The sequence below is a fragment of the Collinsella sp. AF36-3AT genome, from assembly GCF_003475205.1.
GTDB lineage: Bacteria > Actinomycetota > Coriobacteriia > Coriobacteriales > Coriobacteriaceae > Collinsella > Collinsella aerofaciens_AF.
On the sequence record NZ_QROZ01000004.1, the window covers coordinates 51,590 to 69,044 of the forward strand.

General features: G+C 60.4%; 13 protein-coding genes. All 13 read right to left on the reverse strand.

The genetic code is table 11. The features are described 5' to 3' along the window. Positions 1-45: 45 nt before the first annotated feature. The 13 genes from DW003_RS05115 to DW003_RS05175 all read right to left on the reverse strand — a co-directional run bounded on the left by DW003_RS05115 (position 46) and on the right by DW003_RS05175 (position 17,375). Positions 46-363, reverse strand: coding sequence for a stage V sporulation protein S (locus tag DW003_RS05115; RefSeq protein WP_006235982.1), 318 nt, complete (start codon positions 361-363; stop codon positions 46-48). A gap of 74 nt (positions 364-437) precedes the next feature. Continuing rightward, the gene (locus DW003_RS05120; RefSeq protein WP_118387927.1) at positions 438-1,523 is read right to left on the reverse strand and encodes an ATP-binding protein; all 1,086 of its coding nucleotides are present in this window, start codon (positions 1,521-1,523) and stop codon (positions 438-440) included. A 1-nt stretch (position 1,524) separates the two neighbouring features. Further along, positions 1,525-3,075: a ribonuclease Y gene (gene rny, locus DW003_RS05125; protein ID WP_117629182.1), complete on the reverse strand. Its 1,551-nt coding sequence runs from the start codon at positions 3,073-3,075 to the stop codon at positions 1,525-1,527. A 257-nt stretch (positions 3,076-3,332) separates the two neighbouring features. Then, the gene (locus DW003_RS05130; RefSeq protein ID WP_118259733.1) at positions 3,333-4,025 is read right to left on the reverse strand and encodes a regulatory protein RecX; all 693 of its coding nucleotides are present in this window, start codon (positions 4,023-4,025) and stop codon (positions 3,333-3,335) included. Positions 4,026-4,036: 11 nt separating this feature from the next. After that, on the reverse strand, positions 4,037-5,185 hold the full coding sequence (gene recA, locus DW003_RS05135) for a recombinase RecA (RefSeq protein ID WP_022094695.1): 1,149 nt from the start codon (positions 5,183-5,185) through the stop codon (positions 4,037-4,039). A 258-nt stretch (positions 5,186-5,443) separates the two neighbouring features. Beyond that, complete coding sequence (locus DW003_RS05140; RefSeq protein WP_118387929.1) at positions 5,444-5,974, reverse strand: CinA family protein; 531 nt, start codon at positions 5,972-5,974, stop codon at positions 5,444-5,446. Positions 5,975-5,986: 12 nt separating this feature from the next. Beyond that, complete coding sequence (gene pgsA / locus DW003_RS05145) at positions 5,987-6,535, reverse strand: CDP-diacylglycerol--glycerol-3-phosphate 3-phosphatidyltransferase (protein WP_233545522.1); 549 nt, start codon at positions 6,533-6,535, stop codon at positions 5,987-5,989. Between the two features lie 99 nt (positions 6,536-6,634). After that, on the reverse strand, positions 6,635-7,984 hold the full coding sequence (gene rimO / locus DW003_RS05150) for a 30S ribosomal protein S12 methylthiotransferase RimO (protein ID WP_118387933.1): 1,350 nt from the start codon (positions 7,982-7,984) through the stop codon (positions 6,635-6,637). A gap of 27 nt (positions 7,985-8,011) precedes the next feature. Then, complete coding sequence (locus DW003_RS05155) at positions 8,012-8,509, reverse strand: YajQ family cyclic di-GMP-binding protein (RefSeq protein WP_022094699.1); 498 nt, start codon at positions 8,507-8,509, stop codon at positions 8,012-8,014. Between the two features lie 26 nt (positions 8,510-8,535). Further along, positions 8,536-10,047, reverse strand: a complete 1,512-nt coding sequence (locus DW003_RS05160) for a helix-turn-helix transcriptional regulator (protein ID WP_118387935.1) — start codon at positions 10,045-10,047, stop codon at positions 8,536-8,538. Beyond that, positions 10,047-12,824: a DNA translocase FtsK gene (locus DW003_RS05165; RefSeq protein WP_233545520.1), complete on the reverse strand. Its 2,778-nt coding sequence runs from the start codon at positions 12,822-12,824 to the stop codon at positions 10,047-10,049. The genes DW003_RS05160 and DW003_RS05165 overlap by 1 nt, the downstream gene beginning before the upstream one ends. A 1-nt stretch (position 12,825) precedes the next feature. Beyond that, positions 12,826-14,496: a ribonuclease J gene (locus DW003_RS05170; RefSeq protein ID WP_006235967.1), complete on the reverse strand. Its 1,671-nt coding sequence runs from the start codon at positions 14,494-14,496 to the stop codon at positions 12,826-12,828. A 641-nt stretch (positions 14,497-15,137) separates the two neighbouring features. Then, the gene (locus DW003_RS05175) at positions 15,138-17,375 is read right to left on the reverse strand and encodes a polyribonucleotide nucleotidyltransferase (RefSeq protein ID WP_118387937.1); all 2,238 of its coding nucleotides are present in this window, start codon (positions 17,373-17,375) and stop codon (positions 15,138-15,140) included. Between the last annotated feature and the right edge of the window lie 80 nt (positions 17,376-17,455).

A 17,455-nucleotide genomic window follows, 5' to 3' on the forward strand; every position in this document is an offset into this window, starting at 1 on the left:
GTGCATAAGTCCTAACGATGGGGAGCGAAACAAGGCAAGCAGAAGCTATGCCACAGGCTTAACATCATCCATGACGACGTTATCCATAGCAGCTCGATTGATCTGGTGAACGTAGATAGAAAGGCGGATGGCCGTGCGCGACTCCCCGTTAATGAGGATGTCGGAGAACACTGGCGCGCAGGAAATATCAAAACCGGTTGGAATCAAAAAACCGCGCGCGATAGCAACGGCCTTAATGGCCTGGTTGACGGCGCCGGCGCCGACACACTGGATGTTGACGGGTACACCATCCTTGACCATGCCGGCGATGGCGCCGGCAACGGACGCGGGCGATGATTTGCTTGATACCTTCAGGCAATCCATGAAGAAACTCCTGCATTTAAAAGTACGTTTTAACTGCAATAACTGTATCGTACCGAGTGGACTCGGTAAAGGCACTATTCCTCTTTGGCAAGATCGAAGGTCACTGTGATTCGATCACGCGAAACGCGAATCTTTGGGTCGCCGCAAAGGTTGAGATAGTACCGGGCAGCAAGGTCATTAAAGTCGCGCTCCACAGCACGCGAAAACTGTGCCATGTCATCCTTGGCAATACGTAGCCCGCGACGATCCTTCGCGAGATCGACAGGAGCCGGCACATGCGAGGACGAATCACGCTCGCGCAGCAGGCGCGCGGTCACACCGCGAACGGGCTTAATCTGCCCTGCCAAAATGCGATGGGCCGTGCGCTCGGACATCTCAAGACCCAAACCCGAACAGATACGGATAAAGTCCTCGGCATCAGAAGCAAGGCCTAAACGATCGACAACCGGAAGCTCGCTCTCGTCATCAATGAACAGGAGACGAGACGTATCAAGCCGGCTTGACGCCTGAGCATAAAGGGTCGCGGCAATCTCAGACGGAGAACCAAGATAGACATCGCAACCACGCAACTCCTCGAGCGCAAACTCACATGCAGCGCGAATAATATTATGCGGACCGCGAGCACAGACATAACGTCCATCCTCATCCTTGACGGCCTGGGGCCAGCTGGACTGATCGGCACGCTCACTGAGGCGGTCGACCGCAACGCTCACCTTGAAGGCTGAACCAAGATCGACGCCGGACGTGACCACACGGGCCTCGTCGGTGTTCTGCTTAATCGAAAACAATGCCATGCCACGACCGTGAACGCCCCAACGGTCCATCTTCATGCTCTCGAGCTTGGAGGTAACGCGGGCATCAAAGATTCGCTCTTGCATATCCTGCGGAACGCCAGAACCGTTATCCAGAAAGACAAGCGTGCGGACGCCATCTTCCTTGGTCGTGGCGAGATAGACCTTGTCGGCGCCGGCATCGCGAGCATTACGGAGCATTTCGATGACGATGTCCTCGACATGCTGAATGTCGTGCTTAGCCTGGCGCCGCTCGGCCTCCGAAACGCGGAGGCGGACATACCCCTCGCCAAGGTTCTCCTCGACGCGAAGGTTGCCCTCCCCCGACATCGACGCGATAAATGAGATGAGCTCGTTCGCGTCGCTCATGTTATTTAGCGATATCGACAGCGCGGCTCTCGCGAATCACGACGACGCGCACCTGACCGGGATACTCCATCTCTTCCTCGATCTGATGGGCGATATCGTGAGCCAGAACCGTGGACTGGGCATCGGAGATCTTGTCCGGCTGGACCATGACGTGGACCTCGCGACCGGCCTGCATGGCATAGGTACGTTCGACGCCGTCATGGGAGTTGGCGATCTCCTCGAGCTTCTCAAGACGCTTGATGTAGTTCTCGGCAGACTCGCGACGGGCACCGGGGCGAGAGGCAGAGACAGCATCGGCGGCCTGCACCAGGACATCGAGCACCGTGTTGGGGTCGACATCGGCATGGTGAGCCTCAATAGCGTGGACGATAACGGGCTTCTCGCCATAACGGCGGGCAAGCTCGGCGCCGATGACGGCATGCGGGCCCTCGACGTCGTGGTCGATTGCCTTGCCCAGGTCATGAAGCAGGCCGGCGCGCTTGGCGGTCACAACGTCCAGGCCAAGCTCGGAAGCCATCACGCCGCACAGATCAGAGACCTCGAGGGAATGCTGAAGCACGTTCTGACCAAACGAGGTACGGTAGCGCAGGGCACCAAGGGTCTTGACGATCTCGGGGTGCAGATCGTGGATGCCGGTATCGAAGGCAGCCTGCTCGCCAGCCTCGCGCACGCGCTGCTGAACCAGGTCGGCGGCCTTGTGATACATCTCCTCGATACGGGCAGGGTGAATGCGGCCGTCGGCGATTAGGTTCTCGAGGGCGACACGGGCGGTCTCACGACGGACCGGGTCGAAGCTCGAAAGAACGACGGTCTCGGGCGTGTCGTCGATCACGAGGTTGACGCCGGAAACCTGCTCGAAGGTCCGGATGTTGCGACCCTCGCGACCGATGATACGGCCCTTGAGGTCATCAGAGGGAATGTGCACGGAGGTAACGGTGACCTCGGCAGTGTGGTCGGCAGCGCAGCGCTGAATCGCCAGAGACAGAATCTCCTGGGCGGTCTTGTGGCACTCGGCGCGAACCTGCTGCTCGGACTCGCGAATGATCGTGGCGGCCTCGTGGGTGACCTCGCCGCGAACCTTATCGAGGAGCTCCTTGTGGGCGTCCTCGCGGGTAAGGTCGGCGATACGCTCGAGCTCGGAGGTCTGCTTTGCGCAGAGCTCCTCGAGCTCACGGGAGCGCTTCTCGACCTGACCGGCCTGGCTGGACAGCTGATGCTCGCGCTTGTCGAGAGCGTCGTTGCGGCGATCGAGGGATTCCTCGCGCTGCATCACGCGGTTCTCGAGCGTACGAATCTCGTTCTTACGCTGCTTGTCCTCGGCCTCGGCGGCCTGCTTGTTCTTGATGATCTCCTCTTTAGCCTCGAGCAGAGCCTCTTTTTTGAGGGTCTCGGCCTGACGCTTAGCATCACCGATCAGGGACTCAGCCTGTGCGTGTGCCGACTGGATCTTTTCGTCGGCCTCGTGAAGACTACCCTGCTTGGCGGTGCGCATGTAGGCAATGGCGGCGATGGCACCCAAAATGATGCCAACGAGCGCTGCGATGATAGGCATGCTCACTCCTTTTTATGGATTCGTTACACAACAAAGCGAACCGTCCTTACGAACGGCTCGCGACATTTGAGTAATATGGGCGCAGCTTATGCGGGTCGGATACAGATAAACATATAAACAAACTCATCACAGATGAGCACATATCACAAAGCAAATGACAGTGTTTATCGTACGTTGAACCACAACAACTGTCAAATAAATGGCCCCAGCACGGCGGCTAAAACGCGGTGAACGGCAGGGCCACAAAACGCATACGCCTAAACCGCACATTCCTCACGTTCGGCATCGAGACGTGCCTTAACGGCATCGGCGGCGATGTGATACGAGAAGCCCTTGCCCATCAAAAACCGAACCAGTTTTTCGAATCCGCGCGTCTCTGGAACACGCCGCTTGGCGAGCAGGGCTGACGCACGCGCCAAATCGTCTTCGACGGCAAAATAATCCTCGGGATAACCGGGAATGTCATCGAGCACGACATGACGGCGCTTGAGCTCGGTCTCGATTTTACGCTGTCCCCAACCGCGCCGCTTGCGTTCCTCGATAAAGTACGAGCAAAAGCGGTTCTCGTCTAAAAAGCGATACTCGGTGGCGCGCTCGACGGCGAAATCGATCGCGGGCTGGCGAAAGCCGTAGCGTGCCAACTTGTCACGGACCTCACCCGTCGCATGGTCGCGTCGCGATAGCATCTCGGTCACCATGGTAAGTGCACATTTACGCTCGATGAGCTGCACCGCTTCACGAAAGTTATCCCAATCACAGGGAAGATCGGGGCGATTTTTGACATACAGGCGCGCGACCCGCACGGGAATCCAAATGGACCGCTCAAAACCGCCCTCAAGCTCACAATCGATCTGTGCGCAAGGCTTTTTGGACGCATACCCGCTCGAGAACGAGGAGGCCGCCTTCTTATCGGGAAAGACGACCGTGGCCTCGGTCACCGTATACGACATGAGCGTAACCGCTACTCGTCGTCATCATCGAGCATGGCGGAACCATCGATGGCGTAAAGCTCGTCAAACTCCTCAGGCGCAGGCTGATCGGTCAGCTCGACCTCGGACGGAGCATCGTCATCAAACTCAAGCCCGCAGGCAAGGCGGACCTTATGCTCAATCTCGTCGGCGCAATCGGGGTGTTCGCGCAGGAACGCCTTGGCGGCCTCGCGACCGTTGCCGAGCTTGTCCTCGCCATAGGCAAACCAGGAGCCCATCTTCTTGCAAATGCCGCACTCGACAGCCATGTCCAGAATCGAGCCCTCCTTAGAGATGCCCGTACCGTACATGATGTCGAACTCAGCAGAACGGAACGGAGCTGCCACCTTGTTCTTAACGACCTTGGCGCGCACGCGGTTACCGATAACCTCATCCTTAAGCTTAATGCTGTCGATGCGGCGAATGTCGATACGCACCGAAGAGAAGAACTTAAGGGCGCGGCCGCCCGTCGTGGTCTCGGGGTTGCCGAACATGACGCCGATCTTCTCTCGCAGCTGGTTAATGAAGATGCACGTCGTGTTGGACTTGGACAGCGAACCGGCGAGCTTGCGGAGCGCCTGGCTCATCAGGCGAGCCTGAAGACCGACCGTAGTGTCGCCGATCTCTCCCTCGATCTCGGCACGCGGGGTCAGCGCGGCGACGGAGTCGACGACGATGGCATCGATGGCGCCGGAACGCACGAGCATGTCAACGATCTCGAGCGCCTGCTCACCCGTATCGGGCTGGGAAATCAGTACCTCGTCGATATCCACGCCAATGCGCGCGGCATACGTGGGATCGAGCGCGTGCTCGGCATCGATAAATGCCACAACGCCGCCCATAGCCTGGGCCTCGGCCAGGATCTCGAGCGAAAGCGTCGTCTTACCGGAGGACTCAGGACCGTAAATCTCGACGATGCGGCCGCGCGGCACACCGCCGATACCCAGAGCGGCATCGAGGGCCAGAGCGCCCGTGGGAATGGCCTCGACCTCGAGCTCGGGACCACCGTCGCCGTACCTCATGATGGAACCCTGGCCGAATTTCTTCTCGATCTCTGCCTTGGTGGTGGCGATCATCTCATCGCGCTCTTTACCCGTCGTGCGAGCATGAACGGTACGTACGGGACCTGAATTCTTGGCCATGAATAGCCCTCCTCTTAACAACCTGCATTGATAGTAAACGAACGGCTGTTCGTGGTCAACCGTTCAGGCCAATCATATACAGGCAGTCTTTCCAAAACCCAACCAAACGCCGACCAAACACTGACCAAATGCTTGACCACAAAGGGCCGAATAAGAACAAAGAAGGCAAGAATACACCTATAACCAGCGCAAACGCTAAATTCGTCAGGGGTCCCTATCTCCACAATTAAGGGGCCCTAAGGCCCCTGAAAAACACGTCTATTCCATAGAGTTGAACAAAAGGGCAATGCGTCCCAATGCCTCCGCGACCGCATGGGCACGAACACACGAACGGTCGCCCTCATAGTGGCAGCGCACAGAGTCCACGACCGGCACTTCCCCATCAGCCGCGCGATACGCCCAGCCAATATAGAAAGTGCCAGCCGGATCGTCCTCAGTGCCGCCGCCGGGGCCGGCATAACCCGTTGCGCTCACTGCAATATCGCTCTGGTACAGCTCCAGCGAACCCGCCGCCATCTCGCGCGCGGTCTGATGCGACACCGCGGTATAGCGGTCGAGCGTCTCCTGATCAACACCCAAAACGCGATGCTTGATCTCATCGCAGTAGGTCACCGCACCGCCACGCAGCACCGCCGAGGCGCCCGGGATATCGGCAATCGTCGAGGCGATCATACCCGCTGTCAGCGACTCAGCCGTCGAAACCGTCACGCCCCGAGCGCTCGCGCGCTCGACAATATGACGCGCCAGCTCCTCGTTATGTGCGGAAATCTGCTCAAAAGAGTCCGTCATACCCACCAGGACCTAGACCGAAAAGACGATCTTGCGGCAGTTCCAGAAGTATTGGGCGCCCGAGATAACGGTCAGGACAACGGCAACGGCATACAGGAAGCGCGACACCGAGTAGATGCCGAGCGTCAGCACCAGCGGGCCAAGGTGCAAGCCGGCCATCGCAAAGACGCACAGGTAACCGCAGATGGAGACCATCGTGGTCGCCGTCTTGTACTTGCCAAGCTTATCGGCGGCAACGACCACGCCGGCGGCACTCGCAACCATGCGCAGGGCGCTTACCAACAGCTCGCGGAACAAGATGATGAACACGGACCAAACCGACACGGCGCCAAAGTCCAAGAACAGCAGCAAGGCCGAGAACACGAGCAGCTTGTCGGCGATGGGGTCCAAGAATTTACCGAAGTCGGTAATCTCGTTGCGCGAGCGCGCCAGATAGCCGTCAACTTTATCGGTGCACGACAGGATGACGTACAGAATGAAGGCTGCGGCGGCGAGCGGGCCGTCGAAGGTGCTCCAATCCGTACCGGCAACGCTCGTGTGAGAAAGCGCCGACACGATCATGAACACCGGGATAAAGACGATGCGAACGCACGTCACGATGTTGGCGGGCGTCCAGACACTCGTCAGTTCCTTATTGCTCTCGTTTGCCACGATGCTCTCCTACTCCACAACATGGCCGATAAGCTCATAGCAGAAGCTATCGGTAAACTCGACCGTCAGAATATCGCCCACGGACGCCTCGCTGGCGTCCAAGTGCACCGCGCCATCGGAATCGGGCGCCTGGAACCAAGCATGGCCGATCAGCTCGGCGCCGTCCTCGGTCTCCTCGATGCCGTCGACAATCACCTGGGCGCGCTCGCCCACATGTGCGGCGGTGGCGGCAAAACCGAGCGACTCGGCCAGGTCCATGGCCTCCTGGGCGCGCTCGAGCTTGACCTCCTCATCGACCTGACCCTCCATCTTAGCGGCCAGGCTGCCCTCCTCCTGCGAGTAGGCAAAGACGCTCGTGTAGTCAAAGCCGACGGTGTCCATAAAGTCGATAAGGTCGCGGAACTCGTCGTCGGTCTCGGTCGGGAAGCCGACCATGGCCGTGGAACGGATCACGATGCCGGGGATACGCTCACGCAGATCGCGGAACAGGTCCTCGAGCTCCTGGCGCGAACCAGAACGGCGCATAGCCTTGAGGATGCGCGCGTCGCAGTGCTGCACGGGGATATCGATATAAGGCAGCACCTCGGGCGTATCGCGAATCGTATCGATAAGCTCGTCGGTCATGCCCTCAGGCTGCAGGTAGAGAACACGGACCCAGACGTTCTGCGGACGCACGGCCTCGGCTACGGCGCGCAGCAGCTGCGCCAGATTGCGCGGCGAGCCCTCGGCGACGTCACCATCCGCAAAGTCGGTGCCCCAGATGCCCGTGTCCTGGCCGATCAGCACGATCTCTCGCACACCGCCGGCAACCAAGTCGCGCACCTCGGAGATAATGCTCTCGGCATTGCGCGAGTGATAACGACCGCGGATATACGGGATCATGCAGAAGCTACAAAAGCGGTTGCAGCCATCGGAAATCTTGACGTAAGCAACGGCGCCCTCGACGGTGCGCTTGACCTGCGGAATATAGGCGGCAATCTCGCGCTCGACGCCCAGCACGCCATCGATGACCGCCACGATGCCATCCTCCTCGTCGGCCTTCACAAAGGCAGCGACCTCGGGCAGCTCATCGGGCAGGTCGTCGCCATAGCGCGACGGCACACAGCCGCACATGACGATGGGGCAAGAACGAACGCCGTCCTGAACCTCGTTGGCGAGCTCGAGGGTGGTCTCGATGCTCTCGGACGTTGCGGAAGCGAGGAACGAGCACGTATTGACGATGGCGATATCGGCATCCTGCGGGTCGAATGCCTCCTCGTAGCCTGCGGCGGTTAAAAGAGAACGCATGCGGTCGGTGTCAACCTCGTTCTTAGCGCACCCGAGGGTGATGTAGAGCACGGAGCCCAACGGTGTATCCATGTTGGAGAGCGGTCCTTTCGAATGATATTAGCGGTAGTTGGTGAACTGCAGCGGCTGGCCGTAGTCCTGGTCGCGCAGGAACTGGATCACGGTCTGCAACGCGTCCTTCGAAGCAGAGGAAACACGCAGCTTGTCGGCCTCGATGGTCACCTTGACCTTGAGCTTTTGATCCTTGATGTCCTTGTTGATCTTCTTGGCGGTCGCCTGGTCGATACCCTCGACGATATGACCGAGCACGCGCACGGTGCCGCCCGATGCCGCCTGCGGAGCATCCCACGAGACAGCCTTGAGGTCGATGCCGCGCTTGATGAGCTTGGAGCTCAGCACGTCGATAATCTGCTTGGAGACAAAGTCAGCCGGGGCGTTGATCGTAAAGAGCTTGTCGCCCTTCGAAAGCTCGATCGTGGCGCCGGAATCCTTCAGGTCATAGCGCTGGGAAATCTCGCGCGTGGTCTGCTGGAAGGCGTTGTCGACCTCTTGCATGTTGACCTCGGACACGACGTCGAAGCTGGAATCTTTAGCCATGATGTTTCCTTTCGCGTACGAGCGGCTTAGTAGCTATCGTACGAATAGTCGGTAGAATCGGTAGGCGTCTGGCCGTCAGTTGCGGTATCGGCGCCATCCGTGGACTGGGCATCGGTGCCGTCGGTGGTGTCGGTACCATCGGTGGTGTCGGCACCATCAGAACTTTCACCATTCTCGGAATCAGTCGTCTCCTTCTTGGGAACGGTGATCGTCACGCGCGCCACGCCCGAGGTCTTGGTATCGTAACGGACCTTTTCGCCGTTCTTGGTAACGGTGACATCGGAAGGCTTGGACGTGGTGATCTCGATCGAGGACTCAGGCGTGTACTCCTGCTCAAAGGGGCCAGTCGCCTGGGCGCCATAGACCGACTTGCCATCGACCTTGACCTCAATCCAGGCGGTCTTTCCCTTGGCAACGGAGACCTTGACCTTCGTTACCTCGTTTTCTTCCTTTTTAGCCGTCGTCTTGGTGGCGTCCGAATCGGTCGACTCATCCGTCGCCTCATCGGTGTCTTCGTCCTCGTCGACCGTTTCGGTCTTCTTAGAAGACTTCTTGGTCGTCGTCTTGGTAACAGCGGGCGTCTCGGGCGTGGTCTCGGGCGTCGAAGATGCGCAGCCGCGCAGAAGTACCACGATGAGCACGATCAGCAGCAACGCCACGGCACCGATGCCGGCGTAGACGATACGCGGATCGAGACCGTTGTTTTGAGGAGTACGGGAACCGCCGCGTCCACGACTGGAACTGCTGCGGCCGCCTCCCTGAGGCATACGACCACGATTGCTGTCGGAACGGCCGCGATAGCCACCCTGGCCCTGAAGGCTGCGCTGACCCGAGCGGGGCGCAAGTTCACCGCGGCCTTGATAGCCACGCTGGCCCGCACGCGGAGCCGAAGAGCGCTGGCCATACGGCTGTGATTGAGAGCGAAGACGCGGCGTCACCTGCGTGGCATCGGCGTCCGCATAGCCACTGCGAGAGCGTCCGGTGGAGATACCACGGTGACCGCGATCGGAATAGCCGCCGTCGCCGTAGCCGGCACGAGGGTCACGCGCCACGCCGCGGGCAGCGGGAAGTGCACGGTCCTCGGGCATCGGCGTACTGCGGAACCGGTCACGCTGCGAGCGAATCTCCTCGCCCGAACCCGTCTCGGTAATATAACCGGCCTGCTGAGGACGCTGTCCATAGCGAGTCGAACGACCGCCCTGAACCATCAGAAAGCGCCCGTTATCGACAGAGGAACGCGAATTGACGTAGCCGGCGGCGTCCTGGAAACGACCGCCCTGCTGCGACGTCTCGCGTTCGTATGCCATCAGTTCGTCAAAGTAGGCATTGACGACCTCGCGCGGATTGAGGCCCAAAAAACGAGCATAGCTCGAAATCATGCCCTGCGCATAGCCGCGCGGCGGCATCGAAGCAAAGTTACCGGTCTCGAAAAACTCGATGATCTGCGGCCTGATTTTGATGGTGTTGGCGACCTGCTGAATGGAAAGGCCCATTCGGCGACGCTGCTCGAGCAGCATGTCACCAAAGCGTGCAGCCATCAGAATCCTCCAAACTCACGATCTTCACGTGCCATCTCGGCGTCGACAGATTCCAGCGCGGCAAGCCCCTCCTCGTCCAACAGGACCTCGCGCGGCTTGGAACCGTCGGGCGGGCCGACGACACCCTTTTCTTCCAGCATGTCCATAATACGCCCGGCACGCGCATAGCCAACCTTCAGGCGGCGTTGCAGGCCAGATGTGGAGCCCAGCTGCGATTCCACCACAATATGGGCGGCTTCCCAAATGAGCGGATCATCGTCTTGCGGCTCGGCGACGCCGGTGCGGACAATGCCGCCGCCACCAGCCATGGACATGGAAGCGGGCGCCACGGCGGACAGAATCTCCTCGTGGTAGTCGGGCTCGCTCTGCGACTTGACGAACTCGACAATCTCGTTGATTTCGTCGTCCGAGACAAAGCAGCCCTGGATACGGCGGGGCTTGCCCCAGTCGACCTTGGAGAACAGCATGTCGCCCAAACCGGTGAGCTTCTCGGCACCCATCTGGTCGATGATGACGCGCGAGTCGATGCCCGTGGCGACGTTAAAGGCGATGCGGTTGGTGATGTTGGCCTTGATAAGGCCCGTCACCACGTTGGAGCTGGGGCGCTGCGTGGCAACGATAAGGTGAATACCGGCGGCGCGGCCCAGCTGTGCAATACGCACGATCGAGGCCTCGACATCCTTACCGGCGACCATCATCAGGTCAGAGAGCTCGTCAATGATAATGACCAGGTAGGGCATCTTTTGCGGCGGGTTGTCGTAATGCTCAAACTCGCCGGCGGCCTGCTTTTCGTTATAGGTCGAAATCTTACGGACGTTGAGGCGTTCGAATACCTTCAGGCGGCGCTCCATTTCGGACACGGCCCACTGCAGGGCGCTCGCGGCCTGCTTGGGCTCGGTCACCACGGGCACATAGAGATGCGGCAGACCGTTATAGCCCGCAAGCTCGACGCGCTTGGGGTCGACCATGATCAGGCGAACGTCCTCGGGAAGGGCGCGCATGAGCAAGGTCGTGATGATGGAATTGATCATGACCGACTTACCGGAACCCGTGGTACCGGCGATCAGCAGGTGGGGCATCTTGGCAAGGTCGGCGACGACCGGCGTGCCCTCGGCGTCGCGGCCGATGGCAAGCTCGAGCGGACCGCCCTTCACATAGGGCAGCACGTCGCCCAGATTGACGTTCTGGCGCTTGCGGTTGGGAATCTCGATGCCCACGAGCGAGGTGCCGGGGATCGGGGCAAAGATACGAACCGACTGGGCGGCGAGCGAAAGCGCAATATCGTCCTCGAGGCTCGAAATCTTGCTCACGCGCTCGCCCTCGCCAGGTTGCAGCTTAAAGGTCGTCACCGTGGGGCCGGCGATCCAGCCGACCACGCGGGCACTGCGGCCAAACTCAAGCAAGGTGGATTGCAGTGACTCAGCGGTCTGCTCCAGCTCCTTGTCCGAAGACGCAGCGGAAGCCGACTGCGGGTTGGCATGCAGGATTTCGAGCGGCGGAAGCTTGAGGCCGTCCTCTTCTTCGCCCTCGTTATCTGCGGCGCCGTCATCCACTCCCCCATCACGAGCCGCAGCCGATTCGATAGCACTCGTGGCAGGCGCATCGGCAACCTTGGGATGCTTCAGGAAGTCGGGAATCTGAGGTGCGACCGAGACGGGATTCACGGCAAACGGCGGCTCGGACTCGTCAATCTTATCGGGGTCGTCTTCCATCGAAAGCTGGCCGGTTACCTGGCCGCGCTTTGCATGGCGACGCGGCAGCAAAGTTGTCTTTGCGGTCTCAATCGGAGCCTCGTCGTCCTCGTCATCGCCCTCGGTAAGCTCAATCTCGCTATCGGACCAAGATGGGTCGGGCTCACTCGTATTGAGCTTAGGCGCAGCCTTGCCCTTCTTGACATGGCGACGCGGCAGCAGCGTGGTCTTGGCCCGCTCGGCTTCAACCGACTCGGATACGTCGACAAACGGGTCATCGTCCTCGTCGTCATCCAAAACCGGGTCGACATCGCCACCCATGACCGTGGTCACCGCGGCGTCAGTCCCCTTCTGGCGCAGAATGCTCAGGTGCGGACGAGCGACGCCGGGAACAGACAGGGCCTCTTCATCGCCCCACGGGCTCGCATTGACATCGGCACGTCGACGCTCGGCAAAATCGGCAGCGCGATCGCGTGCGGAGCGCAAAACGCCACCCACCGAAAAGCCGATAATGACCAAACCAACGACGACAAGCCCCAGCAAGACAACCATGGCGATAGGTTTACCCAGGGCGTTTTGCAAGGCACTTGCGATAAAGGCGCCAATGTAGCCGCCCGACACGGAAAGGTTCTGCGGCGTAAACATAAGGTCGCACGAATCGCTCGTGCCCGGCACCATCAACGAAAGAATGGAGACGACGGCGATAAAGACCAAGGCGCCACCCGCAACAGAGCGCACGTTGAGCGGCGAGTCCTCACCCAAAAAGAGCGTAGCGGCAAACAGCAAGATGACGATCGGCAGCACGTAGGCGCCCAGGCCAAAGCCCAGGTGGTAGAAACCGGCAACCGCAGCCGTCACGGGCGCTGTTGCCGGAGAGATCACGGCAATGAAGGACGCGATCGCCAAAACGGCGATGACCACACCGGCGATATCGCGATTGGCCGAAGGCTCGACCAAGGGCTCAAAATCGTCGAAGTCTGCCTCATGGCCCTTATTGGCACGAAGATGGGAACCGGCACCCTTAGCAGATGCCGGTTGGTTGTTGGCCTTATTGCCTTTGGCGTTTTGTGCAGATCCGCGCGCCAAACTAAACCTCCATGACGACCGGGATGATCATCGGGCGAGTGCGCGTACGGCTCCAGATAAAGTTGGAGAGCGAGTCGCGCACGGCCTTGCGAATGGCGTCGGAACCGCTGCTGGTAAAGCTGAACTTGCCCTTCTCGATCGTCTTCATGATGGACGCGGAGGCATCCTCGGAGAACTGGTCGTCGATGGCAAACGAGACGCCGCGGCCCGAGAACTCGATGGCCTCGATCTTCTTGTGCTTGAGCGAGACGATGGCGACAGCCGTAACCATACCGTCGTTGGCGAGCTTCTGGCGATCGCGCAGGACGATGGGGTCGGTATCGCCGATGCGCAGACCGTCGACGTAGACGACGCCGGACTCGACGGGCGTGCCGCGCTTGACGATACCACCGCGCATCTCGAGCGTGTCGCCGTTATCGAGGATAAAGATATGATCGTCCTTGATGCCCATCTTGCGGGCCAGCTGGGCATGGGCGCGAAGATGCACGGCCTCACCGTGAACCGGCATAAAGTACGTGGGCTTGGCCATGGCCATCAGGAGCTTGAGCTCCTCCTGGCTACCGTGACCCGAGACGTGGACGAGAGCGCGGTTCTTATCCCACACGTCGCAGCCGAGCTTGGCCAGGCTGTTGACGACCTGCTGGACGGCCTTCTCGTTGCCAGGAACGGGAGTTGCCGAGAGGATAACGGTATCGCCCTCGTGAATGGAGAGCGTCTTGTGCTCGCCATTGGCCATGCGGGACAGAGCCGACAGCGGCTCGCCCTGCGAACCAGTGCACATGACGACGATCTTGTCGTCAGGCAGGTTATCAATATCGAAGGCATCGATGATATCGGCATCATCGATGTTGAGATAACCGAGCTCGCGCGCCACGCGGGTGTTCGTGAGCATGGAGCGACCGGTCACAACGACCTTACGGCCGCACTTGCGGGCGGCATCGCAGATCTGCTGCAAACGATGGATGTGGCTCGAGAACGATGCGACGAACACGCGACCCGGGGCGTTCTTGATGGCGTGCAGCAGGTTGGGACCAACCTCGGCCTCGGACTTGGTAAAGCCGGGAACCGTGGCATTGGTGGAGTCGGAAAGCAGCAGGTCGATGCCCTGCTTGGCAAAGCGGCTGATAGCGGCATAGTCGGGCGTGACGCCATCGATGGGCGTCTGGTCGAGCTTAAAGTCGCCGGTGTGCATAACGGTGCCCTGATTGGTGCGGATGAACACGCCCAGAGCGCCGGGGATGGAGTGCGTCATCGAGAAGAAGTCGAGCGAGATGCCGCCGAGGTTGACATGGCTGCCGCCCTTGACCTCGCGGAACTTGGGTGCGCGGATGCGGAACTCGGAAAGCTTGCCCTCGATAAAGCCAAGCGTCAGCTTGCTCGAGAAGATGGGCACCTTATTGTTGAGGTCCTGCAGCAGATACGGAAGCGAACCGGTGTGGTCCTCGTGGCCGTGGGTGACGACGATACCGCGGAGCTTCTCCTCGTTCTCTAGAACATAGGTGTAGTCGGGAAGCACCAGGTCGATACCGGGCTGGGAGTCATCCGGGAACATGAGACCGGCGTCGACGAGCACCATGTCGTCGCCGCACTCGAAGACCGTCATGTTCTTGCCGATGCCGTCAAGACCGCCGAGCGGGATGATCTTCAAGGGAGATGATTTTTTAGCTGCCATAGGTTAGTGTGGTTTCCTTTCTTCGAAACGGGTCTGGAACAACCGACGGGGCGCTTCTGGCAAACCGACCGCCGGGAACGTACAAACATGCATCACAGAGTCGATGCAATAACCACAGTATGATACCCATTTGCACAACAACAGACCACCCATGCATCAAAGCCCCATCTGAACCCGTCTATCCCGCCGGTTCCCCGCGAGGGCGGGCACGGATGAAGTTTCCTGCTCTACAGTCCTGCTCACGACGGAGGCCACATTAAGTGGCCTCCTGTTCGTGCGGAACTCGCGATAAACTTCATCAGTGCCCGCCCCACGGGAAACCTGCCAATAAGGGACAGGTTTATTTTGGGTGGTTTTATCTGGGGAAATACTGCTGCATCTAACTACTAATCTGAAATCTGACTACTGGATAGACTGTCAAACTCAATAGCGAGCGGCACTAACCAGCCCTTTTGCTTGCGCCTGGGAGGGACGCATATGAAGTTTATCGCGAGTTCCGCACGCAAAGGAAAGCACTTAATGTGCTTTCCGTCTTGCGCAGGACTGTAGAGCAGGAAACTTCGTATGCGTCCCTCCCGGGCGCAAGCAAAAGGGCGACCCCAGTCCGGAGTCGCCCTTGATGAGCTGCTTATATGCGGCTGTTACTCGGCGTCGTGGTGACGGCGGGGCTTGCGGCCTCCGTTGTCGCCGGGACGGCGCGGACGGTCGCTGCGCTCGCGACGCGGACGTTCACGGCGCTGGAAATGCTCGCCGTCGCCCTCGGAGGCACCCTCGGTGCGAGCCGGAGCCTCGGGCTTGTCGAGACGATCGAGCGAGATCTTGCCGCGATCGTCGACCTCGATAACGACGACCTTGACCTCGTCGCCGACGTTGAGGACGTCCTCGACCTTCTCCACGCGGCCCTTGGCGACGCGGGAGATGTGCAGCAGGCCGTCCTTACCAGGCAGCAGGTTGACGAAGGCGCCGAAGGGCTGGATGGAGACCACACGACCGGTGTACTCCTCGCCCGGCTCGGGAACCTTGATGATAAGCTTGATACGCTCGACAGCCTGATCGACGGACTCGCCGGTGCCGCCGACAAAGACGGTGCCGTCCTCCTGGATGTCGACCGAGGCGCCGGTCTCGTCCTGGATGCCGCGGATGACCTTGCCGCCGGAACCGATGACGTCACGGATCTTATCGGTCGGAACCTGGATGGAGACGATGCGCGGGGCGGTGCTGCGCGTGGTATGACGCGGCTCGGGGATCACATCGAGCATCTTCTGCAGGATGAAGGCGCGACCCTCCTTGGCCTGCTGCAGGGCGCGGGCCAGGATGTCGAAGGTAAGGCCGGTGGCCTTGTTGTCCATCTGCAGGGCGGTGATGCCCTCGGTGGTGCCGGTGACCTTAAAGTCCATGTCGCCAAGGAAGTCCTCGAGACCCTGGATGTCGGACAGGACCACGGTCTTGCCCTCCTCCTGGATCAGGCCCATGGCGATACCGGAGACCGGGCGCTTAATGGGCACGCCGCCGTCCATAAGGGCGAGCGTGGAGCCGCAGGTCGAAGCCATCGAAGAGGAGCCGTTGGACTCCATGACCTCGGAGACCACGCGGATGGCGTAGGGGAACTCGTTCTCGTCGGGAAGCACCGGAAGCAAAGCGCGCTCGGCCAGGTTGCCGTGGCCGATCTCGCGGCGCTTGGGGCTGCCCATGCGGCCGGTCTCGCCGGTGCAGAACGGCGGGAAGTTGTAGTGGTGCATGTAGCGCTTGCCCTCGGTGGGCTCGATGGTATCCAGACGCTGGCCCTCGTTGAGCATACCGAGCGACAGGACGGAAAGCACCTGGGTCTGGCCACGCTGGAACAGACCGGAGCCGTGAACGAGCGGCAGGTAGTTGTCCTTCACCATGATGGGGCGAATCTCATCGGCGGCACGGCCGTCGACGCGCTCGCCGGTCTCGACGACCATGGTGCGCATAGCCTTCTTCTCGAGCTTCTTGAGCGCCACGGGGATCTCGCGCTCCCAAGCGGCCTGCTCCTCCTCGGTGAACTCGGCACGGATGGACTCCTTCAGAGTCTCGACCTTGCCGATACGGGAGAGCTTGTCGGCATCGCGAAGGGCGGCAGCCATCTCGTCGTAGTGGGCGAAGATGCGCTCCTGGACCTCCTCGACGGGCTGGTCGAGCGGGTACTCCTTCTTGACGATGGCGCCGTTGACCTGCTCCCACTCGGCGACAAACTCGTCCTGAGCCTGGCAGAAGGCAGCAAGGGCCTCCTGGCCAAACTTCATGGCGGCGAGCATGTCGTCCTCGGAGATCTCCTCGGCGCCGGCCTCGACCATCGAGATGAAGTCGGCGGAGCCACCCAGCTCCAGATCCAGATCGGAGTTCTCGCGCTCCTCATAGGTGGGGTTGACGATAAACTCGCCGGTCTCCACGTTACGGCCGATGCGCACGCAGGCAAGCGGGCCCTCGAAGGGCACGCCGCCGAGCGTCATTGCCAGGGAAGCACCCATGACGTTGATGACGTCAAAGGGGTTGACCTGGTCGGCGACGAGCGAGGTGGCGACGATGTGCACCTCGTTGCGGAAGCCGTCCGGGAAGCTCGGACGAATCGGGCGGTCGATCATACGGGCCGTGAGCGTGGCCTTCTCGCTGGGACGGCCCTCACGCTTGAGGTAGCCACCCGGGATGCGGCCGGCGGCGTACATCTTCTCGTTGAAGTCGACGGTCAGCGGGAAGAAGTCGTAGTTCTTACGCTCCTTGGAGACGACCACGGTGTCGAGCATCGTGGTGTCGCCCTGCTTGACCAGACAGGCGCCGGTGGCCTGCTTAGCAAGCTCGCCGGACTCAAAGGTGTAGGTCTTGCCGTACAGCTCAAAGGTCTTGGATACGAGTGTCATTGTTCTCCTTTACCCCACAGGCCCCTTGCCTGCGGGCTTCTCATGTGACGCGGGCCCCCTGCCCCCGCCACGCTTCAGAG

What these genes read in the sequence shown, in the direction of transcription:
- DW003_RS05115 (WP_006235982.1), bottom strand. Translation starts at nt 363, where the DNA reads ATGGATTGCCTGAAGGTATCAAGCAAATCATCGCCCGCGTCCGTTGCC.
- DW003_RS05120 (WP_118387927.1), bottom strand. Translation starts at nt 1,523, where the DNA reads ATGAGCGACGCGAACGAGCTCATCTCATTTATCGCGTCGATGTCGGGG.
- rny (WP_117629182.1), bottom strand. Translation starts at nt 3,075, where the DNA reads ATGCCTATCATCGCAGCGCTCGTTGGCATCATTTTGGGTGCCATCGCC.
- DW003_RS05130 (WP_118259733.1), bottom strand. Translation starts at nt 4,025, where the DNA reads ATGTCGTATACGGTGACCGAGGCCACGGTCGTCTTTCCCGATAAGAAG.
- recA (WP_022094695.1), bottom strand. Translation starts at nt 5,185, where the DNA reads ATGGCCAAGAATTCAGGTCCCGTACGTACCGTTCATGCTCGCACGACG.
- DW003_RS05140 (WP_118387929.1), bottom strand. Translation starts at nt 5,974, where the DNA reads ATGACGGACTCTTTTGAGCAGATTTCCGCACATAACGAGGAGCTGGCG.
- pgsA (WP_233545522.1), bottom strand. Translation starts at nt 6,535, where the DNA reads ATGATCGTGTCGGCGCTTTCTCACACGAGCGTTGCCGGTACGGATTGG.
- rimO (WP_118387933.1), bottom strand. Translation starts at nt 7,984, where the DNA reads ATGGATACACCGTTGGGCTCCGTGCTCTACATCACCCTCGGGTGCGCT.
- DW003_RS05155 (WP_022094699.1), bottom strand. Translation starts at nt 8,509, where the DNA reads ATGGCTAAAGATTCCAGCTTCGACGTCGTGTCCGAGGTCAACATGCAA.
- DW003_RS05160 (WP_118387935.1), bottom strand. Translation starts at nt 10,047, where the DNA reads ATGGCTGCACGCTTTGGTGACATGCTGCTCGAGCAGCGTCGCCGAATG.
- DW003_RS05170 (WP_006235967.1), bottom strand. Translation starts at nt 14,496, where the DNA reads ATGGCAGCTAAAAAATCATCTCCCTTGAAGATCATCCCGCTCGGCGGT.
- DW003_RS05175 (WP_118387937.1), bottom strand. Translation starts at nt 17,375, where the DNA reads ATGACACTCGTATCCAAGACCTTTGAGCTGTACGGCAAGACCTACACC.